Source organism: Clostridium acetobutylicum ATCC 824 (assembly GCF_000008765.1).
In the GTDB taxonomy this organism is placed as follows: Bacteria; Bacillota; Clostridia; order Clostridiales; family Clostridiaceae; genus Clostridium_S; species Clostridium_S acetobutylicum.
The window spans coordinates 1,714,694-1,738,423 of the sequence record NC_003030.1; the positions used below are offsets into that span (position 1 = coordinate 1,714,694).

The following is a 23,730-nucleotide window of genomic DNA, read 5'->3' on the forward strand; positions in this document are numbered from 1 at the left end:
TATTATAAATGAAAAATTCGATTTTGTTAATAAATTTTTTAATATATAATTGTGCAAAATTTAATTGCATAAAATTAAAAATATGATATAATAAATTTATAATGAGATTTTGGGAGGTACGATTATGTCAGTATATGATTTTAAAGCTAAAGATATAAGTGGAGAGGAAATATCCCTTAGTAAATATGAAGGAAAGGTTCTTCTAATAGTAAATACAGCTAGTAAGTGTGGATTTACACCACAGTATAAAGAGTTAGAGGATATATATAAGAAGCTTGGAAATGAAAAATTTGAGATATTAGGATTTCCATGTAACCAATTTGCAAATCAGGAGCCAGGAGGCAGTGGTGATATAAAAAACTTTTGTGAAATAAACTATGGGGTTACTTTCCCTTTATTTGAGAAAATAGATGTAAAAGGAGAAAATGCCCATCCGCTATTTAAGTATTTGGCTTCTCAAGCAGGTGGTATTTTAGGTAAAGAGATAAAGTGGAATTTTACAAAATTTTTAATAGATAAAAAGGGTGATGTTGTAGATAGATTCGCACCAGTTACTAAACCAAGTAAAATTAAGGATAAAATAGTTAAATTAATGGAGGAATAGAAATATGTCAATATATGATTTTAAGGTTAAGGATATAAATGGAGAAGATATAAGCATGGAAGAGTATAGGGGAAAGGCTCTTCTAATAGTAAACACAGCTAGTAAATGTGGATTTACACCTCAATATGAGGATTTGGAAGCCTTATATAAAAAATTCAAGGGTGAAAATTTTGAGGTTTTAGGATTTCCGTGTAACCAATTTGAAAATCAGGAGCCTGGAACTAATAATGATATAAAGAAGTTTTGTCAAATAAACTACGGAGTTACCTTTAAAATATTCGATAAGGTAGATGTAAACGGAGAAAATGAAGCTCCATTATATAGGTATCTAAAGGAACAAGCTCCATTTAAGGAACTTGATGAAAGTACACCTACAGCTAAGATAATAGCTGCATTTTTAAGAGAAAAGCTTCCTGAAACACTTATTGGCGATTCTATAAAGTGGAATTTTACAAAGTTTTTAATTGATAAAAATGGTAGAGTAGTTAATAGATTTGAATCTGGGGTAGAACCAATGGAGATAGAAAGTTATATTAAGGCTCTTATATAAAACACAATGATTTTAGCAAAAATATATGGAGATAAAAATATGTACTATGGTTATTTTATAGTACATATTTTTGTTTATCAAATTGTATTGTTTCGATAAATAACCTTGAAAATGGCTATAAAGTTAAATTTGTTGACGGTAAAAGCATAATAATATAAAATACCATTAAGACGACAAACGACACACTGTATACGGAGGGTTAAAATTATTATGCTATTAGAAAGTAACACCAAAAACGAAGAAATTAAGGACAATTTAAAGTACTTAGTTCTTCTTTCGAAACAGTACCCAACAATTAACGAAGCAGCTACGGAAATAATCAATCTACAGGCTATTTTAAACCTACCTAAAGGAACGGAACACTTTTTATCAGATGTTCATGGGGAATATGAACAATTCATACATGTACTTAAGAACGCCTCTGGAGTAATAAAAAGAAAAATAGACGATATTTTCGGAAATAGACTTATGCAGAGTGAAAAGAAAAGTCTTGCTACGTTGATTTATTATCCGGAGCAGAAGCTGGATATAATATTAAAGCAGGAAAAAAATATTGATGACTGGTATAAAATAACACTGTATAGGCTTATAGAGGTTTGCAGGAATGTCTCCTCAAAGTATACTCGTTCTAAAGTAAGAAAAGCTCTTCCTAAAGAATTTTCGTATATAATTGAGGAGCTTTTGCATGAACAACCCAAGGGAGTAGATAAGCAGGAATATTATGACGAGATAATAAAGACTATTATAAGCATAGATAGGGCTAAGGAGTTTATAACTGCAATATCAAAGCTTATACAGAGGCTTGTAGTAGATAGACTTCACATAATAGGTGATATCTTTGATAGAGGTCCAAGGGCGGATATTATAATGGATAAGCTTGAAGAGTATCATGCGGTAGATATTCAATGGGGAAATCATGATATTTTATGGATGGGAGCTGCATCCGGTTCTTCAGTATGCATGGCAAATGTAATAAGAATTTCTGCAAGATATGCAAATCTGTCAACTATAGAAGATGGTTACGGAATTAATTTGTTGCCATTAGCCACTTTTGCTATGGACTTTTACGGAAACGATAAGTGCAAGAATTTTGAACCTAAGATAGAATCTGATAAAAGTTATACAGTCAAGGAAATTGAACTTATAGGTAAAATGCATAAGGCTATTGCGATAATACAGTTTAAGCTTGAAGGAGAAGCTATAAAAAGACATCCTGAGTTTAAGATGGAACATAGGATGCTTCTAAACAAAATCAACTTTGAAGACAGTACCATAGAATTGGATGGTAAAAAGTATAAATTAAATGATACAAGCTTTCCAACTATAGATAAAAATGATCCATATAAACTTATAGATGAGGAGAGGGAGGTAGTTGAAAAATTAAGATCTTCATTTGTAAATAGTGAGAAACTAAACAGGCATGTAAGGTTTTTATTTTCTCATGGAAATCTGTACCTAAAATTTAACTCTAATTTGTTATACCATGGCTGTATACCTTTAAATGAGGACGGAACCTTTAAAGAGGTGTTAATAGGAAGTCATAAGTATAAGGGAAAGGCACTTTTAGATAAACTTGATGTTTTAGCTAGAAAAAGCTTTTTTTATGAAGAAAATTCTAAAAACAGTAAGTATGAGAATGATATGATATGGTATCTTTGGTCAGGCCCTTTTTCGCCACTTTTTGGTAAAGAAAAAATGACAACATTTGAAAGATATTTTATTGACGATAAGAAGACACATTATGAAAAGAAAGACCCATATTATCATTACAGAGATGATGAAGATATATGTATCAATATTTTAAGGGAATTTGGACTTGATTCTGAGCAAGCTCATATTATAAATGGGCATGTTCCTGTAGAAAGTAAAAATGGAGAAAATCCAATAAAGGCAAATGGGAAATTAATAGTTATTGATGGAGGGTTTTCAAAGGCATATCAAAGTAAAACTGGAATCGCTGGATATACCTTAATATATAACTCTTTTGGACTTCAACTTGTATCACATGAACTGTTTGAAACAACTGAAAAAGCAATAAAAGAAGAAACAGATATAATATCTTCTACTGTTATATTTGAAAAATCGGTAAGAAGAAAAAGAGTAGGAGATACTGATATAGGGAAAGATTTGAAAAAGCAGCTCTATGAGTTGAACCTATTGCTTTTAGCTTATAAGAAGGGGCTTATTAAGGAATTTGTAAAAAGTTAAGATTATGTACAAAAAAAGAGAGAATTTTATGTCCTCTCTTTTTAGTTATAACATATAACGTGGATTTGCCTTATTTTGTCTTGACATAAAATTTAAACTTATTTAAAATTTTATAAGAAGATAAAAACACAGTTTGGTTGGTAGTCCAAACGCATTTATATTCATATAAAATAAATGTCAGTAACCTGCCCTCGCGGGTTGTCCACTCTTCTTAAAAACTTAAATAAGCGAGGGAATAAAATGAATATATCTTTAACAGTATTTTTTGAAGAACCATTTTGGGTAGGAATATTTGAAAGAACAAATAATGGAGAGTATGAAGTTTCCAGAATTGTTTTTGGTGCGGAGCCTAAGGATTATGAAGTGTATAAATTTGTGCTAAATAATTTCAGAAGATTACACTTTACTAAACCTCTAAAAGATGAAAAGGTTACTAAAAGAAGAATAAATCCTAAGAGACTTCAAAGAAAAATTAAAAAGGAAGTAGTAATTGGAATTGGTACAAAGGCACAAAATGCAATAAAGTTGGATTTAGAAGCAAGAAAAGAAGAAAGAAGAATTTTTATTAAGTCTAAAAAGAAGGAATATGAAGAAAATAAATTCAGGTTAAAACAGGAAAAGAAGAAAAAGAAAAAGAGAGGTCATTAGAACATTTGTATGATCTATATAAGTACAAGCATAATTCTTTGTAGGTTTATTACATTGTGGTATTAAGGTTATTGTAGTAATATAGAACAAATGTCATTGTTAGTTAAGGAGATATAACATGAAATTATTAAGTTTGGTACCAGAAATATATGAGTTCAATGATTTTTCTAAGTTCGCAGAAGAATTTAAATTGGGTAAAGGTGATTTTGTTTTAACTGATGAGTCCCTGTATAAGTCATCTATAGAAAATCTTAATCTTAAGAGTAAATTTGTATTTCGTAAAAGCTATGGCATAGGAGAACCATCAGATGATATGATAGATGCAATAGTAAGTGATATGGAAAAAGAAGATATAAATAGAATCATAGGAATTGGTGGAGGCACTATTTTAGATATATGTAAGCTTTTGGCTTTAAAGCCTACTAAAAAGTCAATAGATTTGTTTGAAAAAAAGGTGCCAATAGTTAAAGAAAAGGAATTGATTTTGATTCCAACCACATGTGGTACCGGAAGTGAAGTTACAAATGTATCAATAGCTGAAATAAAATCAAAGCATACGAAGATGGGACTTGCCTGTGATGAGCTTTATGCTGATTATGCAGTATTTATTCCTGAATTTGTTAAAACATTACCATTTAAGTTTTTTGTAACAAGTTCAATTGATGCACTTATACATGCTGTAGAATCCTATGTTTCACCTAAAGCCAATCATTTTACTAAAATGTTTAGTGTTGAAGCTATAAAATTGATAATAAATGGTTATAAGGAAGTAATTAAGAACGGCGAAGAATATAAAAATAATATTATTAATGATTTTATAATTGGTAGTAATTATGCAGGAATAGCATTTGGAAATGCTGGAGTTGGAGCGGTACATGCGCTATCTTATCCTCTTGGTGGAGTATATCATATTCCTCATGGAGAAGCTAACTATCAATTTTTTATAGAGGTTTTTAGTACATATAATGGATTAAAGCCTGATGGAAGCATAAAAGCTTTAAATAAAATTTTACAGGATGCATTGGAGTGTGATTCCACTTCGGTTTATGATAGTTTGTCTAATCTTTTAGATAAGCTTCTTTCAAGAAAACCACTTAAGGATTATGGGATGAATGAAGAGGAAATCGACAAATTTACAGATAGCGTTATAGAAGGACAACAAAGACTTCTTTTAAACAACTATGTCCCTTTATCAAGAGATGAAATTAAGGGCATATATAAAAGACTATTTTAATATTATAGGTATAATCATCTTGCTGCTAAGGTTTTGGCAGTGAGATGATTATTTTTTTAAAGCTTTATATTTGCTTTAAATGTATTAAAATTTTTATTTTCAAATATACTAATATTCAATGCAGGAATCTACTCTCGTCTTTGTATGTAAATTCATATTGTCCTATTTTCAATTTATAAAACTCTTTTTATATATCAGTACTATAAATAAATTTAATATGAATAATTAACAATCAAAAGGAAAACATAAGGGAGAACAAACAATGCGTTTATGGCATCAATCTTTGATTACAAAATTACCAAGGCAACAGCTTTTAGGTCAGCATAGAGAATGTTGTGCACTTAGAGGAAATGCGTGGGGGAAAAAACATAGTGTAGTTGATTATGTTTTTTGTCATCCTATGGAATATCTTGTTGCTTATCATCTTCTTGTAATGGAGGAGATGGCAACAAGAAATTATAATGTGTCAGATCAGTGGATGGACTATAATTACAGAGGCAAGAACTGTGAAAAGGCGAATTTGAACTTTGAATTAATAGAAGAAATTAAGGCATCAAAAAACATTTATAAAGAGCATGATGATGAATATCTTAATGAATGTTTAGCAAATTTAAGAAATAAGGGAATTGAACTTTTTTAGGAGGTCTTTATATGAATTTTCCAAATACTTTTCCAAAGCAGCATCAAAATCATCAACCAGGTTACGAGTATGAAATGAATCCAGCTCCTATATATTATGATGAAAAGTATAATAAATCAAGGGGACTCTTAAAAGGAAAGACCGCAATTATCACAGGAGGAGACAGTGGAATAGGAAGAGCGGTTTCTGTGGCATATGCACATGAAGGTGCAGATGTTGTTATAATATACTATGATGAGCACCAAGATGCTGACGAGACGAAAAAAATAATAGATGGCTTAGGAAGAAAATGTACACTTATGCCTGGAGATATAGGAGATACTAATTTTTGTAACTATGCAATAGAAAACACAATAAGAGCATATGATAAGATAGATATATTAGTAAACAATGCTGCAATGCAGTATCCTCAAAACAGCATAGCTGATATATCAAATGAACAATTTGATAGAACCTTCAAAACAAATGTATATGGAACTTTTTATATGACAAGAGCAGCAATAAGTAAAATGAAGGCTGGTTCAAGCATAATAAATACAACATCTGTTGTGGCTTTTAAGGGAAATGAAACACTTATTGATTACTCCATGACAAAGGGAGCAATCTTAGCATTTACAAAATCCTTATCAACTTCTTTAGTTAAATCAGGTATAAGAGTAAATGCTGTAGCGCCAGGACCAATTTGGACTCCACTTATTTCAGCATCTTTTGATGAAAATAAGGTTTCGGAATTTGGCTCAAATGTACCTCTTGAAAGACCAGGTCAGCCAGTAGAATGTGCAGGTGCATATGTATTTTTAGCATCAGAAATGTCTTCGTATATAACTGGTCAAACAATCCATGTAAATGGTGGAGAAATAGTAATGTAGGCTGAAAAATCATGCACAGAAGTTTTGTGCATGATTTTTTTCTATGAAAATTAATTTATGACTTTTAAATATTTATTTATTGTTATAAAATTATTGTTATAATAAAATGAATAAATTACTTTAAAGGATTGATAAAATGATGAAGGTAAATTATCAGAAAAAGCTTGACGAAACAATTGAAGAAATTTTAAAAGAGAATAAAGTGCCATCGCTTCTTCTTCACAGTTGTTGTGCTCCATGCAGTACTTATGTAGTTGAATACTTATCCAATTACTTTAATATAACAGTTTTTTATTATAACCCTAATATATATCCTGAAGATGAGTATAGAAGAAGGGTTCAAGAAGAAAAGGATTTTATTTCTGAATTTAATACTAAATATAAGGTTAACTTTATTGAGGGAGATTATGAAACTAAGAGATTTTATGAATGCATACAAGGGTTTGAGAAGGAAAGAGAAGGCGGAGAAAGATGTTTCAAATGCTATGAGTTAAGACTTCTAGAAGCAGCCAAACTAGCTAAAAATGAAAACTATGATTATTTCACAACTACTTTATCCATAAGTCCATATAAGAATGCTCAGAAATTAAACGAAATAGGAGAGAGACTTTCAAAAGAATATAAGGTTAAATATCTATATTCTGATTTTAAGAAGAAAAATGGATATAAACGCTCCATTGAACTTTCTAATATATATAAATTATATAGACAAGATTATTGTGGATGTATATTCTCTAAAAATGAAAGAAATGAAGAAAAATAAGCACCGAAAATGGTGCTTATTTTTTTTCGAAATTCACAATTAATTTTATCATACTTGATATCAATTTTATTTTTTCTGGAGGGCATGTTTTGAGCATGTCGGTTATTTCATTTTTTTGATAATTCTCAGAATCGGTAGTCGACCCTGTTAGAATATATGATGGTGTGATGTTTAGAAATTTGCAGATTTTCATTAATGTTTCTAAGTTGATTTTTGTTTTTCCACATTCAATTTTACTTACATAAACAGTGGAAACGTCCAAATATTCGGCTAAATTTTCTTGAGTATAATTTTTTGACTTTCTAGAATTTCTTATTCTATCTCCTATTATGGAATAATCTATGTACATAATTATCACCCTTATAAATATATCATTTATAAAATAATTTTAATATAAACTCTAGAGTTAAAATAAACTCATAAGTTTACAAAAGTTAGAGAATATTGTAGAATTATATTGGTATAAAATCAAAGGAGGAATTTATGTGAGTTTCATTAAAAATTTAAAGGTGAGAACAAAGTTAGCAGCATGCTTCTTTGTAGTTACACTATTTATAATAATAATAGGTAGTATTTCAACTTATTCATTAGAAATGCTTTCCCAAAATTCTTATAATATTCATAATAGTGCACAGGTGGTGGCAAATCAAGTAAAGATAATTATTATTTTTACTGTAGTGGGAGCAATTTTAGGTGCAATCTTTGCAATAATTATATCAATAGATATAGATTCTCAGTTAAAAGGAGTAATGAATTTTGCACGGGCAATTTCAAATTTCGACTTATCTAAAAATTACACTGTAGATAGAACTGATGAGTTTGGAGAGGTAAGAGGGGCACTCATAAAATCACAAGAAAATCTTAAAGGTATAGTAAAGGATATAATTAAGGAGTCTGAAATTGTTAGTTCTGCTAGTGAGGAGCTTGCAGCAACGGTAGAAGAAATTACATCTAAGTCAGAAACTATAGATGAAGCTACAAATGAAATAGTTTCAAGTGTGAATGATACTAGTGCAGCAAGTGAGGAAATAACAGCATCAGTACAAGAAGTTAATTCTAGTATAAACGAATTATCAAATAAATCAATCGAAGGCAGTGACAATGCTGATAAATCGAAACAAAAGGCAGAGCAAATTAGAAAAGAAAGTAAAGAAGCTATAGAAAAAGCGAATTTATTATATAAAGAAAAAGAGAAGGAGCTTTTAGAGGTTATAGAGAAGGGGAAGGTTGTTAATAATATAAAATTAATGGCAGATACTATTTCTAGTATTGCAGAGCAGACTAATCTTTTGGCATTAAATGCATCCATAGAAGCTGCAAGAGCAGGAGAAATGGGTAAAGGGTTTGCTGTGGTTGCTGATGAAATTAGAGAGCTTTCAGAGAAATCTTCACAGTCTGTAGAAAATATAAAGTCTATGATATCTAAAGTAAATGATGCTTTTAGAGCTGCATCATCAACAAGCAAGGATATGCTTCAGTTTATAGAAAAGAATGTATCTCCCCAACTTGAAAATTTTGGAAAAATGGCAGACGAATATTATAATGATTCTAAATTTGTAAGTGGTATGTCTGAGGAAGTAGCGTCTATGTCAGAAGAAATATCAGCTACAGTTGGACAAGTTAGTGATGCTACGCTGCATATGGCTGAAGGAGCGGAAATAACAGCTGAACATACAGGTAATATAAAGAGTGCTATAAGTGAAACAACCAAGGCAATTGAGCAGGTAGCAGAAGCTGCACAAAGTCAAGCTCAAAGTGCAGAAAAGCTAACTGAAATAATACAAAAATTCAATATATGATCTGCTATGAAAGTCATATATAACTATTGATTACATTTTTATTTCCTTTTGGTACACAATGTATGTTATAGAGACATATTCTTACGATATAGCTATTATAAATTTGTTGTATAGGAGGAAAAGATATGATAGCTGCTATTAGTTTTAGTCAATCATTTAGTCATTCTAGACACGATGGAAAAACTAAAACAAATATTAAAGAGAATTTGTGTGATAATATAAAGATTTATGGGCAAATGGATAAGGAAATTCAAGAGTTACAAAATCAAAAAGAAAAAGTTCAGCAAAATAGAGAAAAATTATTCAAAAAAGCTTTAGAAAGAGGAGAAAGTCAGCAGGATATACAAGTGGAGCTTCAGGGTGTGGATAAGCAGATTGAAGAAATTGATAAACAAATATCTGAAGTACAGATGCAAAAACAAAATGAGTCACTTGAAAAAAATAGTGAAAGTAAAGAAAACTCTAAAGTTAATGACAATGATAGTAAGGATGATGACTCCTCAAAAGAGTTAATACAAGATGGTTGTAGTTTAGATAAAGCCAAAACAATATTTTCGAGGAAAATAAAAAATACGGGAGAAGCCAATACACTAAAATACGAGGTAGAGGAAGATAAAGCCAGGAGAGTAAATACTAAATATAAAGAACAAAGAATAGATACTTTGGAATCTGCCGGTCAAAAGTTAGACAAAGATCTAAAAAATGAATTAGATAAAATAAAGAAAAATAAGAGCAATAGCAGGGCTTATAGGAAACATGCTTTAAAAAGTTATAAGAAAAATATTAAAGAGGATTATAATAAGCAGTTAATATGTAAGTCAGCGTAATTGACATAAAAGGTCTGTAAGAAGTACAGGCCTTTTGTGATATAATAATTTAAAGAGGTGACTTTATTTTATGCTTAAAATAGCTGTTTGTGATGATAACGATATTGAGAGGGAGGAAATAGTACATATAATTAATAAACATTTAAAATATAATCAAAAGGATTTTACAATATTGAAATTTGAGCAAGCTGAGCAAGTTCTAAAGTCTATAATAAAGTTTGATTTGTATTTTTTAGATATAAAAATGGAAAAAATGAACGGTATAGAATTAGCCAAAAATATAAGAAATATATCTAAGGATGCTGTTATAATATTTGTAACCTCGTACAGAGATTATGTTTTTGATGCCTTTGATGTAAGGGCCTTTAATTATATTATAAAGCCAATAGACCAAGAAAGAATAAAAAAAATATTGAATGAAGCATTAGCTGAATTTGAAAAGCAGGACAGGTTTATTATAACCAAAACCATAAGTAAGTCCACAAAGGTTTTTTTAAGAGATATAACCTATATAGAGGCAGAAAAGAGAAAAATAAAGATACATACTACATATGATGTAATTGAGTATTATAATAAGATATCTCAACTTGAAGAGGAGCTTAGGGAGTATAATTTCTTTAGATGTCACAAAAGTTACATAGTAAATTTGGGATATGTAAAAAGTTATGATAATACATCTATTACATTAGAAAATAACGATAAAATTTATATATCAAAGTATAGGTTGAATGATTTTTTAAAGACTTTTATGTACTATCTAAAAGGAGAAGCATAAAGATTATGAATGAGATTCAAATATACATAAATTCTTTTATAACTAATGCACTTCTTATAGCGATTAAATATTACTTTTATAGAGAGTTTTTAGGGTTTTCTAAAAAAAGAAAAATATATTTATTTTTTGTATTAGAGATTATTGTTTCGATAATTTCTAATACAGTTAGTGATAAATTAGGTTTTAAATCTATACTTATAATTATTTTAATTGAAATTATAATTATTTTTTTAACATGCAGAGGCAAATCTTTGGTTAAAATTTATTCAGTTATGCTAATAGAAAATATACTGATTTTGATAAGTCTTACGTTTTTAATAGTAGATTTTAAAATAGATCATGTTATGAGTAGAGCTTTTATAAATAAAGATTATTTAAAAATTTTCAATCTAATACTAATAAATTTTAGGGACATTTTAAATGAAATATTTTTATTTATGTTGTTAAAATGTATATGCTCAATACTTAAGATAAAAAATAGCGAATTAAATATATACAAGCAATTGTATTTAGTAATGCCGTGTATTTCGATTTATGGAATAAGCTTCTTGTTTTACAATGTACAATTAGTAGATACGGGAAAAGGTGAATATTATTTACCAGAGATCTTCTCAAGCATTTATTGTATGCTTCCTTTTATTGGATTGTTTTTAATCCTTTCAATTTTTATTGCAGCGTATACCTTTCAAAAAATGTTAGATGGGGAAGAGGAGAGAGAAAAAAGTATTCTTATGCAGCAGCAGCTTAATTTACAATTTGAACACAATAAAAATATTCAAAATCTTTATAAAAATACAAGAGGGGTAATGCATGACATTAATAAACACATAAACTGCTTAAGAAATCTAGCTTATTCTGATAATATTGATGTGTTAAAAAATTATCTAAATAATATCTCTGAAACAATAAAAAAACTAGACTTCATTATAAAAACTGGTAATGCAGTTGCAGATGCGGTTATAAATGAAAAATATACTATTGCTAAAAATGAAGGGATAGAGTTATATTGTGATTTTATAATGCCAGAAAAGGCAGGTATAGAACCTATCGATTTGAGTATTATTTTAAATAATTCACTTGATAATGCTATTGAGGCTTGCAGAAAAATAAAAAATTTAGAATTACATAAAAGAATATCTATTAAATCTATTGTTAAGAATTCTTTTTTAATAATAGAAATATCAAACAGTTGTGAAGAGGGAATTAAATACTGCAATAATAATATTATAAGTACTAAAAAAAGTGAGACCAATCACGGCATTGGTATTTCTAATATTAAGGAAGCTGTAAAAAAGTATAGTGGAACTTTTGATATAAAGGAAGAAAAAAACATGGTTATACTTAACATAATGGTTAGTATATAAGAAAAAGGTTTTATAGGATAATTCCTATAAAACCTTTTCTAATAATTTCTTAAGACCAGCTTCAAAGTCTTCATTAGATGAGTTATCTACAACAAAAAGTCCTTCTAAATCAGGAGTAGTATAGTTTTGTCCTTTTACGTACTCATCCCAGTTATTTAATTTCCATGTGTCTCTATCGGAGTTTCTTTTTATCATCCTTTTATGACACACATCTATATCACAGCTTACCCAAACAGGAATTAATTCAGCATTGTATTTTTTTAATTTGTTTTTTAGATTATTCATGTAGCCCTTGTCTCTAAACTCTTTAGAAAAAGGTGCATTAACAATTACACAATTGTTGTAATTAAGACTTTCAAAAGCTAAGTCAAATGTAACTATGTATTCAGCATCTCTAACGTATTCCTTGAAGAAATCAGAATCTCTATTATATGGCTGATTTGCAGCCTTAAAAACCATTTTTGATAGAGGAATTACAGTATCTTTATCAAGATATACTGGATTATTAAGTCTCTTTGCTAATTCTCCAGAAACATAAGTTTTACCACAAGCTGGTGGAGAACCTACTAATATTAAATATTTTTTCATAAAAAAACACTCCCTTTTGCATGTAGAAATTTTAACATAAACACGATTTTATTATACCATAAATTTTATTGTTGTGATTAAAAATTATTGAAATATAATAAAAAATAATAAAAAATAATAAATTTTTAGGTGTTGACTTTACAATGAACATTGCCAAGGGTATACTTTTATTAATTGTTATATTGATATTATGTAGGGATATTTAGGTATTTATACTGAAACTTAAAAAATTGTTTTGTGAAATTAGAAATAAAAAACTATCATATGGGAATTACATAAATATGATTTTTTCATTTTGGTAAAACTAATTTAAATATAAAAATTGATATAAGCTTGGAATTTTGGAAGGTGGGTGTTAATAAATATGTTAGATATTTGTCTTTTAGGGTGTGGAGGAAGTCTTCCCACTTCAGATAGAAATTTAACGTCTCTTTTAATATCGTACAATGGAAGAAAAATATTAATAGATTGTGGAGAGGGAACTCAGGTGTCCATGAAAGAAATTGCATGGGGTTTTAAAGATATAGATGTAATATGTTTTACTCATTATCATGCAGATCATGTTATGGGACTCACAGGACTTCTACTTACTATAGCAAACTCAGGAAGAATAGATCCTCTTACAATAATAGGACCTGAGGGTTTAAGGGAGGTTGTAAAAGGACTTACAGTGGTTGCTCCATTTTTTCCTTATGAAATAGAGTTAATAGAATTAGATTCTAAATGCAGTGACAACTTTTTAGATAAGGTTTTTAAAATTGAAGACGTGGAGATTTTTGCTCTTCCGGTGGATCACAGTATAGAGTGTCTTTCTTATTCTGTAAGGGTAAATAGAAAAAGAAAATTCGATGTAAATAAGGCAAAGGCAAATGAAGTTCCGTTAAAAATATGGAATGAGCTTCAGAGGGGAAAAGAAATTACATATGAAAATAAATTATATGTTCCTGATATGGTTCTTGGAGAAAGTAGGAAAGGTATAAAAATAACCTATTGTACAGACACAAGACCGGTTGATAGTTTACATAAGTTTGCATATAAATCTGATTTGTTTGTATGTGAAGGCATGTATGGAGAAGAGGAGAAAAAGGAGAAGGCAGTAGATAAAAAACATATGATATTTTCAGAGGCAGCAGGAATTGCTAAAGCGGCAGAAGTTAAAGAATTGTGGCTCACTCATTTTAGTCCTGCATTAAGTGAGCCTGAAAAGTATTTGGAAAATGCTAAAGAGATTTTTGAAAATACACATATAGGTTCGGATAGAAAAATTAAGATAATTAACTTTGAAAATAATTAGTCCTACGTAGAGTAGACATTAGATTCTTTTTCACTTTTTTCATAAGATGGTACTTTTTTTAGGATGATGCCTCCAATTAAAAATAGAACAAGTATGCTAAGCACGCCTTTGTTGGAGTTTCCAGTAACTTGAGATACTATCCCAACCATAAAAGGTCCTAGAATTGCTGAAAACTTACCGAATATGTTATAGAAGCCAAAAAACTCATTTGCTTTATTTTTAGGTACCAGCTTTCCCAAGTAGGATCTGCTTAATGCTTGTATTCCGCCTTGGGAAGTTCCTACAAGTATTGCTAATATCCAGAAGTCTAAGGTGCTTCTTAAAAAGTAAGAGTATACACAAATTATTGAATATATTACTATCCCTACATAAAGCATTGTTTTGCCTTGAAACTTTTTTGCCAGCATTCCAAAAATAATGGAAAATGGAAAAGCTATAAATTGCATTACTAAAAGAATTACTAACATTGTAGTAGAATTAATTCCAAGATCTGAGCCGTACGAAGTAGCCATAGTAATTATTGTATTTACACCATCAATATAAAAAAAGTAGGATAATAAAAATATGAATAATTGTTTATGCTTTTTTATATCTTTTAAAGTTGATTTTAACCTTAAGAAACTTTTTCTTGCAGGATTTTTTTCTATATTGATTGAATATGTCTGTTTTACGTTTTTTATCATAGGTATTGTGAATATTGCCCACCATAAAGCTGTTATTGCAAAGGATATTTTACAAGCAGTAAAAAAGGATATTGGAATTATCTTAAGTTGAGCTAAGGCTATTATTAATATACACAATATAAAAGGTATGTTGCTACCTATGTAACCCATTCCAAAGCCTAAAGAAGACACTCTATCCATATTGTCATTGTCACTGACATCTACTAAAAAGGCATCATAAAAAATGCAGCTTCCAGAGAAACCTATGGAAGTCAGAATATAAAATAAAATTATTAAAAGCCAATAATTAGTTGGAACTACAGAGAGAAGAAGGGTAAAGCTTGTTCCTAAAATAAAGAAAACATTGAAAAGCTTCATTTTATAGCCTTTATAATCTGCCATAGTCCCTAATATTGGAGATAAAATAGCTATTAAAAGAGTTGCTATTGAATTGGAATATCCCCAGTACGCTGTAGAAGAAGCCGCACTTACACCACTTTTTAAAGCTATTGATTTAAAATATAAAGGAAGAATAGTAGCTGTTATAGCTGTACTATAAGCAGAATTTGCCCAGTCGTACATAATCCAGCTTTTTTCACCTTTACTTAAATTTCTCATATAATCCTCCGTTCATTTTTTGAATTTTGTCATTTATATGTAATTACACACTAAATATATTTTAGAGGATGAATTTATGGATGTAAATAGAATTTTTTATAAAATTAGGTGAGGATTAAAAGTAAGGATCATAAATGACAATATGTAAGATAAATGATTATGCCTCAAAAATATTTATTATTTAATATATAAATGCGTTATTTAAGATCTTATAAGTATAAATATTTGACAAGTTTTAGGTTAATTGATAAAATTAAATTAATTTCATAGGTGATGAGGTTCGCCCGTAAATATCCTGTTTGGATTGATGACTTCTGCATAATTAATATGTAGGGGTTTTTTGCTTTTTATTAATTGTTTTAGGAGGGAGTTATGAAAAAATATATTCTCATTGGATTAGGTGGAGCAATTGGAGCTATTTTAAGGTGTTTTATAAGGAACACAAAAATTCCTGTATATAAAGGTGAATTTCCAATTAGTACACTTATGATAAATTTAAGTGGAGCATTTATTTTAGCAGTAATTTTGATAACAGCAAATGAAATATGGAGCTTTAATGAAGAAATAAGACTAGGTATTGCAACTGGTTTTGTAGGAGCATATACTACTTTTTCGACTATGTGCAAAGAAACAATTATTCTTATGAATAAAAATTTGTATTTTTTAGCTTTTTGTTATGTTACAGTATCGGTAGTGTTTGGACTACTTTTTGCATACTTTGGTGCATTGTCAGCAAGGAAAATTTTATCTAGGTTACTTAAGGTTAGAAAAGAAGACGAAAAGGCATCTTAGGGAGGAAATAAGGATGGATTATTTTTTAATAGGTATTGGTGGAGCTTGTGGGAGTATTGTAAGATATAAAATTGGAGATATAATTTCAAAAAGAACTAAATCAAAATTCCCATGGGGTACATTCATAATAAATATAACAGGAGCTTTTTTACTCGGAATTATAACTAAGTCAGGTGCAGGTAAAAATCTTTCAATGATTTTAGCTGACGGCTTTTTAGGAGCATATACTACTTTCTCTACATTTATGTATGAAGGATTTAATTTGTTTGAAAATAAGAAGAAATTAAATGCCTTAATATATATTTTATCATCCATAATAATTGGAATCTTAGGTTTTTACATGGGTGAATTTATAAGTCAATTATAGGTTGTTTATTTTTTCAGTTAATATAGATTTAATTTTTTTTTCGTGCAAAGTCATATAATGATCCTTTTTTATAACAATAGAAATATAAAAAATAATGGGCTCTAAAAGTGGTATTGCTTTTATTGTATCCATGTTTTTTACAGCCATATTTATCATTATTCCTATACCAAGTCCAGAAGCTATTAATGACTTTGCAGTTTGTATTTCATTAGTATAGTATACACTATCTGGTGAAATATTATTTTTTGAACAAATGTCATTGAATACTTTATTGTGAAGATAGGAATCGCCAAGTACTATAAATTTTTCTTTAGATAGGCTTTTGATATTTAGGTTACTTGCAGAAGATAGGGGATGATCTTTACTTACGCATAACATAAAGGCATCTTTTTTCAATATTATTGAGTTTACAGCTGAATTTTCTATAGGACTAAGAGAACCTAGAAGGGCCATATCAACTTTTCCTGATATTATTAAGTTTTTCATTGCAGCTGAACCTGTTTCTACAAGCTGTATTTCCTCAGCTAAATTATTTTTTATAAGACTTTTCATAAAAGGTGGAAAAAAGTAGGCTCCGATTATTGGGGGAACGCCAAGCTTAATCTTGTTTCTAGTTAATTTTGAAATTTCAAATTTTACTGTCTCTATTTCATTAAGGATATTTGAAGAATGTTTCTCAAGAATTTTTCCAGATTCGGTTAGTGAAAATTTATTTTTATTATGATCACGTATAATTAGTTCCGTATCCAATTCCTTTTCTAATCTGTGCAGCGACATGGTTATAGAAGGTTGAGAAACATAAAGAAGTTTTGCGGTTTCGGTAAAGCTTTTATACTGACAAAGGCAGTTAAAGTATTCTAAATCTCTTAAGTTCATGGTACATCCCTCCTAAAATAGGATACAATAAATATAAAATATAAACAACACATAAATATAAAAGGTGATCTTAAAAATCACCTTTTATATGGAAAAACCACAAAACTTAATTGATAGAAAGTTTATCTATAGTATGGTTCCCAAATTTCATTTTCAACAGCATTTTCAGCATCAACTATAGGTGCACGATTTAAATTTTCTTTAACGGCTTCTTTAACCACAGCAGTAGCTACAAGCTTTGAGGCTTCTCTAAGCTTTGATATTACAGGAAGCATAGGTGCACCTTTTACGGAAAGGTCTATTAAAGAAGAAACACCGTGAGCAGCAGCAGCAAGCATTCCATCAGAAACAGTCTTAGACTTAGAAACAACTATTCCAAGACCTAAACCAGGATAAAGAAGGGCATTGTTAGCCTGACCTATTGTATAGGTTACACCCTTGTATTCTACAGGAGAAGAAGGACTTCCAGTAACCACAAGAGCATTTCCATCGGACCATTTTATTATATCCTCAGCTTTTGCTTCAGCAAGCTTTGTTGGATTAGAAATTGGCATTATAGCTGGTCTTTCAGTGGATTTTGCCATGTTTTTAACAACAGCTTCAGTAAAGGCACCGTGAACTCCGGAGGTTCCAATTAGTACAGTAGGTTTAACTTCAGCAACTATCTCTGCAAGGTCTTTTAGAGGTTTTTTAAATTCACCTTTTTTTCTAGAATATTTTTTCTGTCCTTCAGTTAAATCCTGCATATCCTCAGTGATAAGGCCCTGACGATCTACAATATAAAAATCTTTTAAAGCCTCATCAAGAGTAAGACCGCTTCTAATTTTTTCTAAAAGTATTTGATCAGATACACCAATACCAGCAGTACCACCGCCAAATACAAGTATTTTGTGATTTTTAATAGGAGTATTAGTTACTTTTGCTACAGAGTTTAGAGCAGCTACCATCATAACGCCTGTACCCTGAATATCATCATTAAAGGTGCATATGTTATTTCTGTATTTTTCAAGTATAGTGCTTGCATTGCCGCGTCCAAAGTCTTCCCAGTGAAGAAGAACATCAGGGAAAAGTGAGGTGCAGGTTTTTACGAATTCATCAATGAAGGAGTAGTACTTTTCACCAGTAACTCTTTTGTGTTTATTGCCAACATAAAAAGGATCATTGAGAAGAGCTTCATTATTAGTACCTGCATCAATAACAATAGGAAGGACATTTCTAGGGTTAAGACCGGCAGCCACAGTGTATACAGCAAGTTTACCAATGGAAATATCCACACCTTGAACACCCCAATCACCTATGCCAAGAACACCTTCACCATCAGTAACAACAATAAGCTTAATATCGTCTAAATCATTGGAAACAGCTTCTATAGATTTTTTTATATTTTCGGGATGGTTTATAGATAAGAAGACAGCATCCTTAGGAGTATCGTAATTCTTAGAGTAATTAATTACGGCATCTCCAATAGTAGGGGTATAAACTATAGGAAGAAGTTCAACGATATGTTTTTTTACCACATAATAGAAAAGAATTCTATTTGTATCGTATATGTTCATTAAATAAAAATGCTTATCTAAAGCATCATCAATTGATTTAAGCTTTTCATAAACCACCTTTTCTTGCTCTTCAAGAGTCATTACAGCACAAGGAAGAAGACCGGTTAAATCGTATTTTTTCCTTTCTTCAAGAGTAAAAGCAGTACCTTTATTGAGGAAGGGATTTCTTAGTAATTCTAAACCTTTTAAATTATTCATTAATTATGCATCTCCTTTTAATTTAATATATTCCAATAACTTTCCACCATATGGAGCCTATACCTAGCCAAATAATAAAATATACTATTCCAAGAATAAAGTTTAAGCTCCACCATTTATTTTGGTTAACATAGCCCGAACCAAATAGAATCGGTGCTGGGCCGCTGCTGTAATGTGTAGTTGAAGCAAGTAGATTTCCGAAAAAACCTAAACTTAAAGCTGCAAGAAGGGGAGGGACACCTCCTGCAATAGCAATAGCCAAAAAGGCGGAATACATGGAACTTACATGGGCTGTAGCACTAGCAAATATATAGTGAATGTAAAAATAGCAAACAAGAAGAATAAGGAGTATAATCGGCCAACTAAAGCCGTGTACACTATTTTTTACTAGAGTGCTGAACCATTTGATTAAGCCAAGTTTATTAAGCTGATTTGCCATCATAACTAAAACTGAGAACCATATTAAAGTATCCCAGGCTCCTTTTTCACCTTTAACATCATCCCAGGTAATAACCTTAAAAATTAAAAGCAGTGAAAGTCCTATAAAAGCAGTTAAAGTAGCGTCTATTTTTGTTAAGCTTCCAGTGATCCATAAAAAGAGTATTATAACAAAAACTATAGACATAAGTTTTTCGTCTTTTTTCATAGGACCCATTTTTTCTAATTCCTTTTTAGCGAGTTCAGGAGCATTGGGAGTATTTTTTATTTCAGGTGGATAAATTTTATAAATAATAAGTGGAATTAAAACGAGGGATATTATGCCTGGAACTAATGCTGCAAGGAACCACCCAAACCAAGTAATATTAACATTAAGAGTTTTAGCAAGGGTTTTAGCGAGAGGGTTTGCGGCCATAGAAGTTAAAAACATTGCGGCAGTTATAATATCACCATGAAATTCAGAGAATATTAAAAAAGAACCTATCTTTCTTTCAGTGTTATCCTCTGGTTTTGAACCAAAAGCTTCCGAGAGAGATTTTATTATTGGATAGATTATTCCACCGGCTCTTGCAGTATTGCTTGGTGTTGCAGGTGCTATTACAAGATCACAAAATATAATTGAATAGCAAAGTCCCAAGGTTTTTTTGCCAAATAATTTTATAAAGTGATATGCAATCCTTGAGCCTAGACCTGTTTTAATAAATCCTCGTGAAATGAAAAATGCTATTACTATGAGCCAAATACTTCCTTCACTAAAGCCTAGCAGTCCTGTATTTACATTAATAGTGTTAGTAATTATTGCAAGGGTTAAACCTATTATGGAAACAGCTCCTATAGGAAGTGGTTTTAGTATACAGGCCAATATTGTAGCTATAAAAATTGCTAGCATATGCCAAGCTAAAGGCTGTATACTCTTTGAGTGTGGTATAAACCATATAAAAACTCCAAATAAGATACATATTAGAAGTTTAAGATAAATGTTATAATGAGATTTTCTTATTTCACTGGTATTCATATGGAAGGCTTCCTTTCTTTTATTTTTCATGTTTATTATAAAAGAGAAGAAGTAAAATTAGAAATATAGTTTATTTATCAAGTTATAAATATTATTTATAACTTGATAAATATATTTTGAAATTTGGAAAAGTATTATTTTGATAGGTCTTTTTTAAGATATATATATGGATTAGAAGGTTTTTGAATAGAATGAACGCTTTTTACATTAATTACTGGAATTATATTTTGACTTGTATCCTCTTTGTCGAAGTTTTTCATAGAGCTAATAGTACCTTTTATGGTAACCCAATCATTTTCTTTCAAGTCCGTAAAAGTATCAGTATAACAAGTAAGTCCTATAACCTCCGCATCAGCAGCACAGCATACTATAAGCATTCTAGCAATTACAAAATGATTTTTTGGAAAAGAATTGTCTTTGTAAATAAAACCGGAAAGTTCTATATTTTTACCTTTGTACTTAATTATATTATTTGTTATTTCAGTTGTCATATCTGAAAAGTTTTCATCGTTTAATTTTATATAATCGGATTTGCTTTTAGAAGCGCCTGAAGTAGATTCTATAGAAGATAGTTCTGTTATTCCTTTTTTTTCAGCAATATTTGAATTTAATCCCTGTGGATTTATAATGTAGGCTAGTATAAGTGGAACGAAGAAAATAGATGAAGCTGCTTTTAATGAAGAGTGATTTTTTCTGGTAAAAAGCTTTTTAAGTTGGAAAATAATTAATATAAAAAAAATCACAAAAGCAAAGATTATATAAGCTGTCATTTTAGGGTGTATAAATAGGTAAAGTTTTTTGCTTGATATAAGATAGTACATGTAATATGTAAAACCTAAAAGTATTATAAACCATTTAAATTCGTTCTTCATTTCAATCTCCTTTTATAATGGAATTTTAACAAAATTAAAGGCTAGTCCTATGAGAAAACATACAACAATTATTATGGACACTAATTTGAATACAAATTTTAAATTAAAGGTTTCACAAAGCATAAGAGTATTTTTTATATCTATCATTGGTCCAAAAATTAAAAATGCAACTATAGAACCATTGGTGAATTGATTTACAAAAGTACGTGCTATAAAAGCATCAGTTTCAGAACAAACGCATAGTACGTATGCCAAAATCATCATAACTATAATTGATGATATGTTACCATGGCCTATTGATAGTATATATTTTCTTGGAATAAAGGTTTGCATAAGTGCTGAAAGAAATGCACCCATTATTACAAATCTCCCCACATCTTGAAGTTCTAAGCTTACATGATCTAATACATGTACTAAAGTAAGAGCTGAAAATTTTTCTTCTTCGTGATGAACGTGACCACAACTGCACTTATGATGTTCATGATTATGATTACTGGTAACAATAGGATTGTTCTTAGGCATGTACACTCTCTCGTTAAATAAAATTTCATGTAGTTTAGCTTGTTTAGTTTTACTTTTGTCTAATTTATTTATTATAAAACCGATTAGTACTGCACTTATCCATCCAGCAACAGCACGTATAAGTGGTGCATGTGGATTGCTTAAAAATGCGTAATAAGTTGAGGTAAGAACCACTGGATTTATAATTGGTACGGATAGCATAAAGGTTATGCCTATTGGTAGGGGAAGTCCCTTTTTTAGTAATCTTCTAACTATGGGTACTATAGCACAATCGCATACAGGAAATATAAGACCTATAGTAGCAGCTGATAAAATTCCAAGAACAATATTTTTAGGTATTATTCTAGAGAGAGTTTCTTCTGATATAAATACTTGAATTAGAGAAGATAAAAATACACCTATAATAATAAAAGGTAATGCTTCTAAAATAATGCTTATAAAGATAGTAACAAAACTTTGCAAAAAAGAGTTTTGAAGTATAAAAGAAAAAGTTTTTCTGAGTATTTTAATATTTGTGGTAAGCATAAATATTATGGGTAAAATTATGCATAAAAGAAGGGGAAGGAAAAATTCATTATGACGACTATTTTCCAATTTATATCACCACCTAATATATTTAAATAAAAAAGTAAAATCAATACTGATTTTACTTTTTCAATACAATTATAGATATTCTATTTTATATCGGGTTATGAAAAAAATTATTTTAAGCTGTTATAAATTTCATCTAAATCAGTTTTTATTGAAGAAAGATAGTCCTTTCCATCTTCAGCACTTTCTACAGTATATATTTTTTGTGTTTTTGCATCGACCTCTTCGGCTAGAGTACGTGATACTTTAGGACTTACCATATCTTCATAAAATACAGTTCTTACATTATTATTTTTGCAGTATTCCGTTAAATCTGCTAATTGTTTAGTACTAGGTTCACCTTCAGCAAAAACATTTTCTACACTCTTTTGTTTTAGGTTATAGTCTCTGCATAGATAAGCAAAGGCAGCATGTCCTGTTACGAAATTCTTGCTTTTAACGATTTTAAATTTTTCTACATATTCTTGATTTAATGAATCTATTTTTTTGCAGAATTTATCATAATTATCGTAATAAAATTTTTTGTTAGCTGGGTCTGCCTTGGCAAGGGCATCTCTTATGTTTTTAGATTCTATTCTTGCATTATTTAAACTGAGCCAAGAATGAGGATCGTATTTTCCATGTTCGGATATTTCTTTGGAATCTGAATTTTTTATGGCATTTATTCCTTTTGAGGCCTCAAGGGTAATTAACTCCTTATTGTCAACTGACTTTAAAGTTTTATCTACCCAGGTCTCCATTCCAAGTCCGCTGTATATAAAAACCTTAGAATCATATAAAGTTTTAATATCCTTTGCTTTAGGATCAAAATCATGGGGTTCTGTACCATTTGGTATTATAGTTACTATATCAATTTTATCTTTACCTATGGCATATGTAAGTTCTTTCATTGCATTAAAGGATACAGCAACCTTCATTTTTCCGTTACTGGATTGATTGTTGCTGCACGAGGCGAGTACTACTAAGCCAATTAAAACAGCAATTAAAGAAAAGAATTTTTTTATCATATTATTTACCACTCCTAAAATGTACTTGCAAATAATTTGCATTAACAAAATTA

24 protein-coding genes and 1 riboswitch are annotated in these 23,730 nt (G+C 29.9%); of the genes, 15 read left to right on the forward strand and 9 right to left on the reverse strand.

Annotated features, from left to right (window positions below; translation table 11 throughout):
* Nucleotides 1-124 precede the first annotated feature (124 nt).
* The 8 genes from CA_RS08190 to CA_RS08225 all read left to right on the forward strand — a co-directional run bounded on the left by CA_RS08190 (nucleotide 125) and on the right by CA_RS08225 (nucleotide 7,516).
* Nucleotides 125-604 carry a glutathione peroxidase gene (locus CA_RS08190; RefSeq protein WP_010964878.1) on the forward strand — a complete coding sequence of 160 codons (480 nt, stop codon included), beginning with the start codon at nucleotides 125-127 and terminating at the stop codon, nucleotides 602-604.
* Nucleotides 605-608: 4 nt separating this feature from the next.
* Entirely contained in the window at nucleotides 609-1,154 is a 546-nt protein-coding gene (locus CA_RS08195) for a glutathione peroxidase (RefSeq protein ID WP_010964879.1), read from the forward strand.
* A gap of 210 nt (nucleotides 1,155-1,364) precedes the next feature.
* The gene (locus CA_RS08200; protein WP_010964880.1) at nucleotides 1,365-3,362 is read left to right on the forward strand and encodes a fructose-1,6-bisphosphatase; all 1,998 of its coding nucleotides are present in this window, start codon (nucleotides 1,365-1,367) and stop codon (nucleotides 3,360-3,362) included.
* 240 nt (nucleotides 3,363-3,602) lie between these two features.
* Nucleotides 3,603-4,010, forward strand: a complete 408-nt coding sequence (locus CA_RS08205; RefSeq protein WP_010964881.1) for a YjdF family protein — start codon at nucleotides 3,603-3,605, stop codon at nucleotides 4,008-4,010.
* Nucleotides 4,011-4,128: 118 nt separating this feature from the next.
* Nucleotides 4,129-5,244, forward strand: a complete 1,116-nt coding sequence (locus tag CA_RS08210; RefSeq protein WP_010964882.1) for a 4-hydroxybutyrate dehydrogenase — start codon at nucleotides 4,129-4,131, stop codon at nucleotides 5,242-5,244.
* 262 nt (nucleotides 5,245-5,506) lie between these two features.
* Nucleotides 5,507-5,884 (forward strand): TIGR02328 family protein, encoded by a 378-nt coding sequence (locus CA_RS08215; RefSeq protein ID WP_010964883.1) that lies wholly within the window; start codon nucleotides 5,507-5,509, stop codon nucleotides 5,882-5,884.
* An 11-nt stretch (nucleotides 5,885-5,895) separates the two neighbouring features.
* Nucleotides 5,896-6,753, forward strand: coding sequence for an SDR family oxidoreductase (locus CA_RS08220; RefSeq protein WP_010964884.1), 858 nt, complete (start codon nucleotides 5,896-5,898; stop codon nucleotides 6,751-6,753).
* A 136-nt stretch (nucleotides 6,754-6,889) separates the two neighbouring features.
* Complete coding sequence (locus tag CA_RS08225; protein ID WP_010964885.1) at nucleotides 6,890-7,516, forward strand: epoxyqueuosine reductase QueH; 627 nt, start codon at nucleotides 6,890-6,892, stop codon at nucleotides 7,514-7,516.
* A gap of 16 nt (nucleotides 7,517-7,532) precedes the next feature.
* Here CA_RS08225 and CA_RS08230 read toward each other — a convergent pair whose 3' ends face one another.
* Entirely contained in the window at nucleotides 7,533-7,865 is a 333-nt protein-coding gene (locus tag CA_RS08230) for a helix-turn-helix domain-containing protein (protein WP_010964886.1), read from the reverse strand.
* Nucleotides 7,866-8,001: 136 nt separating this feature from the next.
* Between CA_RS08230 and CA_RS08235 the strand changes: the two genes are divergently transcribed.
* From CA_RS08235 to CA_RS08250, 4 genes are all read left to right on the forward strand, one after another.
* Nucleotides 8,002-9,315: a HAMP domain-containing methyl-accepting chemotaxis protein gene (locus tag CA_RS08235; protein WP_010964887.1), complete on the forward strand. Its 1,314-nt coding sequence runs from the start codon at nucleotides 8,002-8,004 to the stop codon at nucleotides 9,313-9,315.
* Between the two features lie 125 nt (nucleotides 9,316-9,440).
* On the forward strand, nucleotides 9,441-10,142 hold the full coding sequence (locus CA_RS08240; RefSeq protein ID WP_010964888.1) for a hypothetical protein: 702 nt from the start codon (nucleotides 9,441-9,443) through the stop codon (nucleotides 10,140-10,142).
* A 70-nt stretch (nucleotides 10,143-10,212) separates the two neighbouring features.
* Entirely contained in the window at nucleotides 10,213-10,917 is a 705-nt protein-coding gene (locus CA_RS08245) for a LytR/AlgR family response regulator transcription factor (protein ID WP_010964889.1), read from the forward strand.
* 5 nt (nucleotides 10,918-10,922) lie between these two features.
* On the forward strand, nucleotides 10,923-12,281 hold the full coding sequence (locus CA_RS08250) for a sensor histidine kinase (RefSeq protein ID WP_010964890.1): 1,359 nt from the start codon (nucleotides 10,923-10,925) through the stop codon (nucleotides 12,279-12,281).
* A gap of 24 nt (nucleotides 12,282-12,305) precedes the next feature.
* Here CA_RS08250 and CA_RS08255 read toward each other — a convergent pair whose 3' ends face one another.
* Nucleotides 12,306-12,869 carry an AAA family ATPase gene (locus tag CA_RS08255; RefSeq protein WP_010964891.1) on the reverse strand — a complete coding sequence of 188 codons (564 nt, stop codon included), beginning with the start codon at nucleotides 12,867-12,869 and terminating at the stop codon, nucleotides 12,306-12,308.
* Between the two features lie 364 nt (nucleotides 12,870-13,233).
* Here CA_RS08255 and CA_RS08260 point away from each other — a divergent pair, with 364 nt between their 5' ends.
* Nucleotides 13,234-14,163, forward strand: coding sequence for a ribonuclease Z (locus CA_RS08260; protein WP_014518928.1), 930 nt, complete (start codon nucleotides 13,234-13,236; stop codon nucleotides 14,161-14,163).
* A 2-nt stretch (nucleotides 14,164-14,165) separates the two neighbouring features.
* Here CA_RS08260 and CA_RS08265 read toward each other — a convergent pair whose 3' ends face one another.
* Nucleotides 14,166-15,443 carry an MFS transporter gene (locus tag CA_RS08265; protein WP_010964893.1) on the reverse strand — a complete coding sequence of 426 codons (1,278 nt, stop codon included), beginning with the start codon at nucleotides 15,441-15,443 and terminating at the stop codon, nucleotides 14,166-14,168.
* Between the two features lie 260 nt (nucleotides 15,444-15,703).
* Nucleotides 15,704-15,767: riboswitch (Fluoride riboswitch) on the forward strand.
* 48 nt (nucleotides 15,768-15,815) lie between these two features.
* Between CA_RS08265 and crcB (CA_RS08270) the strand changes: the two genes are divergently transcribed.
* Both crcB (CA_RS08270) and crcB (CA_RS08275) read left to right on the forward strand, forming a co-directional pair.
* Nucleotides 15,816-16,235, forward strand: coding sequence for a fluoride efflux transporter CrcB (gene crcB / locus CA_RS08270; protein WP_010964894.1), 420 nt, complete (start codon nucleotides 15,816-15,818; stop codon nucleotides 16,233-16,235).
* Between the two features lie 13 nt (nucleotides 16,236-16,248).
* On the forward strand, nucleotides 16,249-16,602 hold the full coding sequence (crcB, locus tag CA_RS08275) for a fluoride efflux transporter CrcB (RefSeq protein ID WP_010964895.1): 354 nt from the start codon (nucleotides 16,249-16,251) through the stop codon (nucleotides 16,600-16,602).
* Here crcB (CA_RS08275) and CA_RS08280 read toward each other — a convergent pair.
* The 6 genes from CA_RS08280 to CA_RS08305 all read right to left on the reverse strand — a co-directional run bounded on the left by CA_RS08280 (nucleotide 16,597) and on the right by CA_RS08305 (nucleotide 23,677).
* Nucleotides 16,597-17,478 (reverse strand): LysR substrate-binding domain-containing protein, encoded by an 882-nt coding sequence (locus tag CA_RS08280; RefSeq protein ID WP_010964896.1) that lies wholly within the window; start codon nucleotides 17,476-17,478, stop codon nucleotides 16,597-16,599. The genes crcB (CA_RS08275) and CA_RS08280 overlap by 6 nt on opposite strands.
* Before the next feature lie 122 nt (nucleotides 17,479-17,600).
* Nucleotides 17,601-19,232, reverse strand: a complete 1,632-nt coding sequence (locus CA_RS08285; protein WP_010964897.1) for an NAD-dependent malic enzyme — start codon at nucleotides 19,230-19,232, stop codon at nucleotides 17,601-17,603.
* A gap of 22 nt (nucleotides 19,233-19,254) precedes the next feature.
* Nucleotides 19,255-20,685, reverse strand: a complete 1,431-nt coding sequence (locus CA_RS08290) for an anion permease (protein ID WP_010964898.1) — start codon at nucleotides 20,683-20,685, stop codon at nucleotides 19,255-19,257.
* A 134-nt stretch (nucleotides 20,686-20,819) separates the two neighbouring features.
* Nucleotides 20,820-21,557, reverse strand: a complete 738-nt coding sequence (locus CA_RS08295) for a TIGR03943 family putative permease subunit (protein ID WP_010964899.1) — start codon at nucleotides 21,555-21,557, stop codon at nucleotides 20,820-20,822.
* A gap of 12 nt (nucleotides 21,558-21,569) precedes the next feature.
* The gene (locus tag CA_RS08300; protein ID WP_010964900.1) at nucleotides 21,570-22,673 is read right to left on the reverse strand and encodes a permease; all 1,104 of its coding nucleotides are present in this window, start codon (nucleotides 22,671-22,673) and stop codon (nucleotides 21,570-21,572) included.
* A 107-nt stretch (nucleotides 22,674-22,780) separates the two neighbouring features.
* Complete coding sequence (locus CA_RS08305) at nucleotides 22,781-23,677, reverse strand: metal ABC transporter substrate-binding protein (RefSeq protein ID WP_010964901.1); 897 nt, start codon at nucleotides 23,675-23,677, stop codon at nucleotides 22,781-22,783.
* Nucleotides 23,678-23,730: the final 53 nt, after the last annotated feature.

Bases quoted from the DNA above. Each gene is read 5' to 3' on its own strand.
- CA_RS08250 (WP_010964890.1), top strand. From the start codon at position 10,923: ATGAATGAGATTCAAATATACATAAATTCTTTTATAACTAATGCACTT.
- CA_RS08200 (WP_010964880.1), top strand. From the start codon at position 1,365: ATGCTATTAGAAAGTAACACCAAAAACGAAGAAATTAAGGACAATTTA.
- CA_RS08260 (WP_014518928.1), top strand. From the start codon at position 13,234: ATGTTAGATATTTGTCTTTTAGGGTGTGGAGGAAGTCTTCCCACTTCA.
- CA_RS08255 (WP_010964891.1), bottom strand. From the start codon at position 12,869: ATGAAAAAATATTTAATATTAGTAGGTTCTCCACCAGCTTGTGGTAAA.
- crcB (WP_010964894.1), top strand. From the start codon at position 15,816: ATGAAAAAATATATTCTCATTGGATTAGGTGGAGCAATTGGAGCTATT.
- CA_RS08220 (WP_010964884.1), top strand. From the start codon at position 5,896: ATGAATTTTCCAAATACTTTTCCAAAGCAGCATCAAAATCATCAACCA.
- CA_RS08205 (WP_010964881.1), top strand. From the start codon at position 3,603: ATGAATATATCTTTAACAGTATTTTTTGAAGAACCATTTTGGGTAGGA.
- CA_RS08210 (WP_010964882.1), top strand. From the start codon at position 4,129: ATGAAATTATTAAGTTTGGTACCAGAAATATATGAGTTCAATGATTTT.
- CA_RS08225 (WP_010964885.1), top strand. From the start codon at position 6,890: ATGATGAAGGTAAATTATCAGAAAAAGCTTGACGAAACAATTGAAGAA.
- CA_RS08265 (WP_010964893.1), bottom strand. From the start codon at position 15,443: ATGAGAAATTTAAGTAAAGGTGAAAAAAGCTGGATTATGTACGACTGG.
- CA_RS08240 (WP_010964888.1), top strand. From the start codon at position 9,441: ATGATAGCTGCTATTAGTTTTAGTCAATCATTTAGTCATTCTAGACAC.
- CA_RS08285 (WP_010964897.1), bottom strand. From the start codon at position 19,232: ATGAATAATTTAAAAGGTTTAGAATTACTAAGAAATCCCTTCCTCAAT.
- CA_RS08215 (WP_010964883.1), top strand. From the start codon at position 5,507: ATGCGTTTATGGCATCAATCTTTGATTACAAAATTACCAAGGCAACAG.
- CA_RS08295 (WP_010964899.1), bottom strand. From the start codon at position 21,557: ATGAAGAACGAATTTAAATGGTTTATAATACTTTTAGGTTTTACATAT.
- CA_RS08245 (WP_010964889.1), top strand. From the start codon at position 10,213: ATGCTTAAAATAGCTGTTTGTGATGATAACGATATTGAGAGGGAGGAA.
- CA_RS08305 (WP_010964901.1), bottom strand. From the start codon at position 23,677: ATGATAAAAAAATTCTTTTCTTTAATTGCTGTTTTAATTGGCTTAGTA.
- crcB (WP_010964895.1), top strand. From the start codon at position 16,249: ATGGATTATTTTTTAATAGGTATTGGTGGAGCTTGTGGGAGTATTGTA.
- CA_RS08195 (WP_010964879.1), top strand. From the start codon at position 609: ATGTCAATATATGATTTTAAGGTTAAGGATATAAATGGAGAAGATATA.
- CA_RS08290 (WP_010964898.1), bottom strand. From the start codon at position 20,685: ATGAATACCAGTGAAATAAGAAAATCTCATTATAACATTTATCTTAAA.
- CA_RS08190 (WP_010964878.1), top strand. From the start codon at position 125: ATGTCAGTATATGATTTTAAAGCTAAAGATATAAGTGGAGAGGAAATA.
- CA_RS08280 (WP_010964896.1), bottom strand. From the start codon at position 17,478: ATGAACTTAAGAGATTTAGAATACTTTAACTGCCTTTGTCAGTATAAA.
- CA_RS08230 (WP_010964886.1), bottom strand. From the start codon at position 7,865: ATGTACATAGATTATTCCATAATAGGAGATAGAATAAGAAATTCTAGA.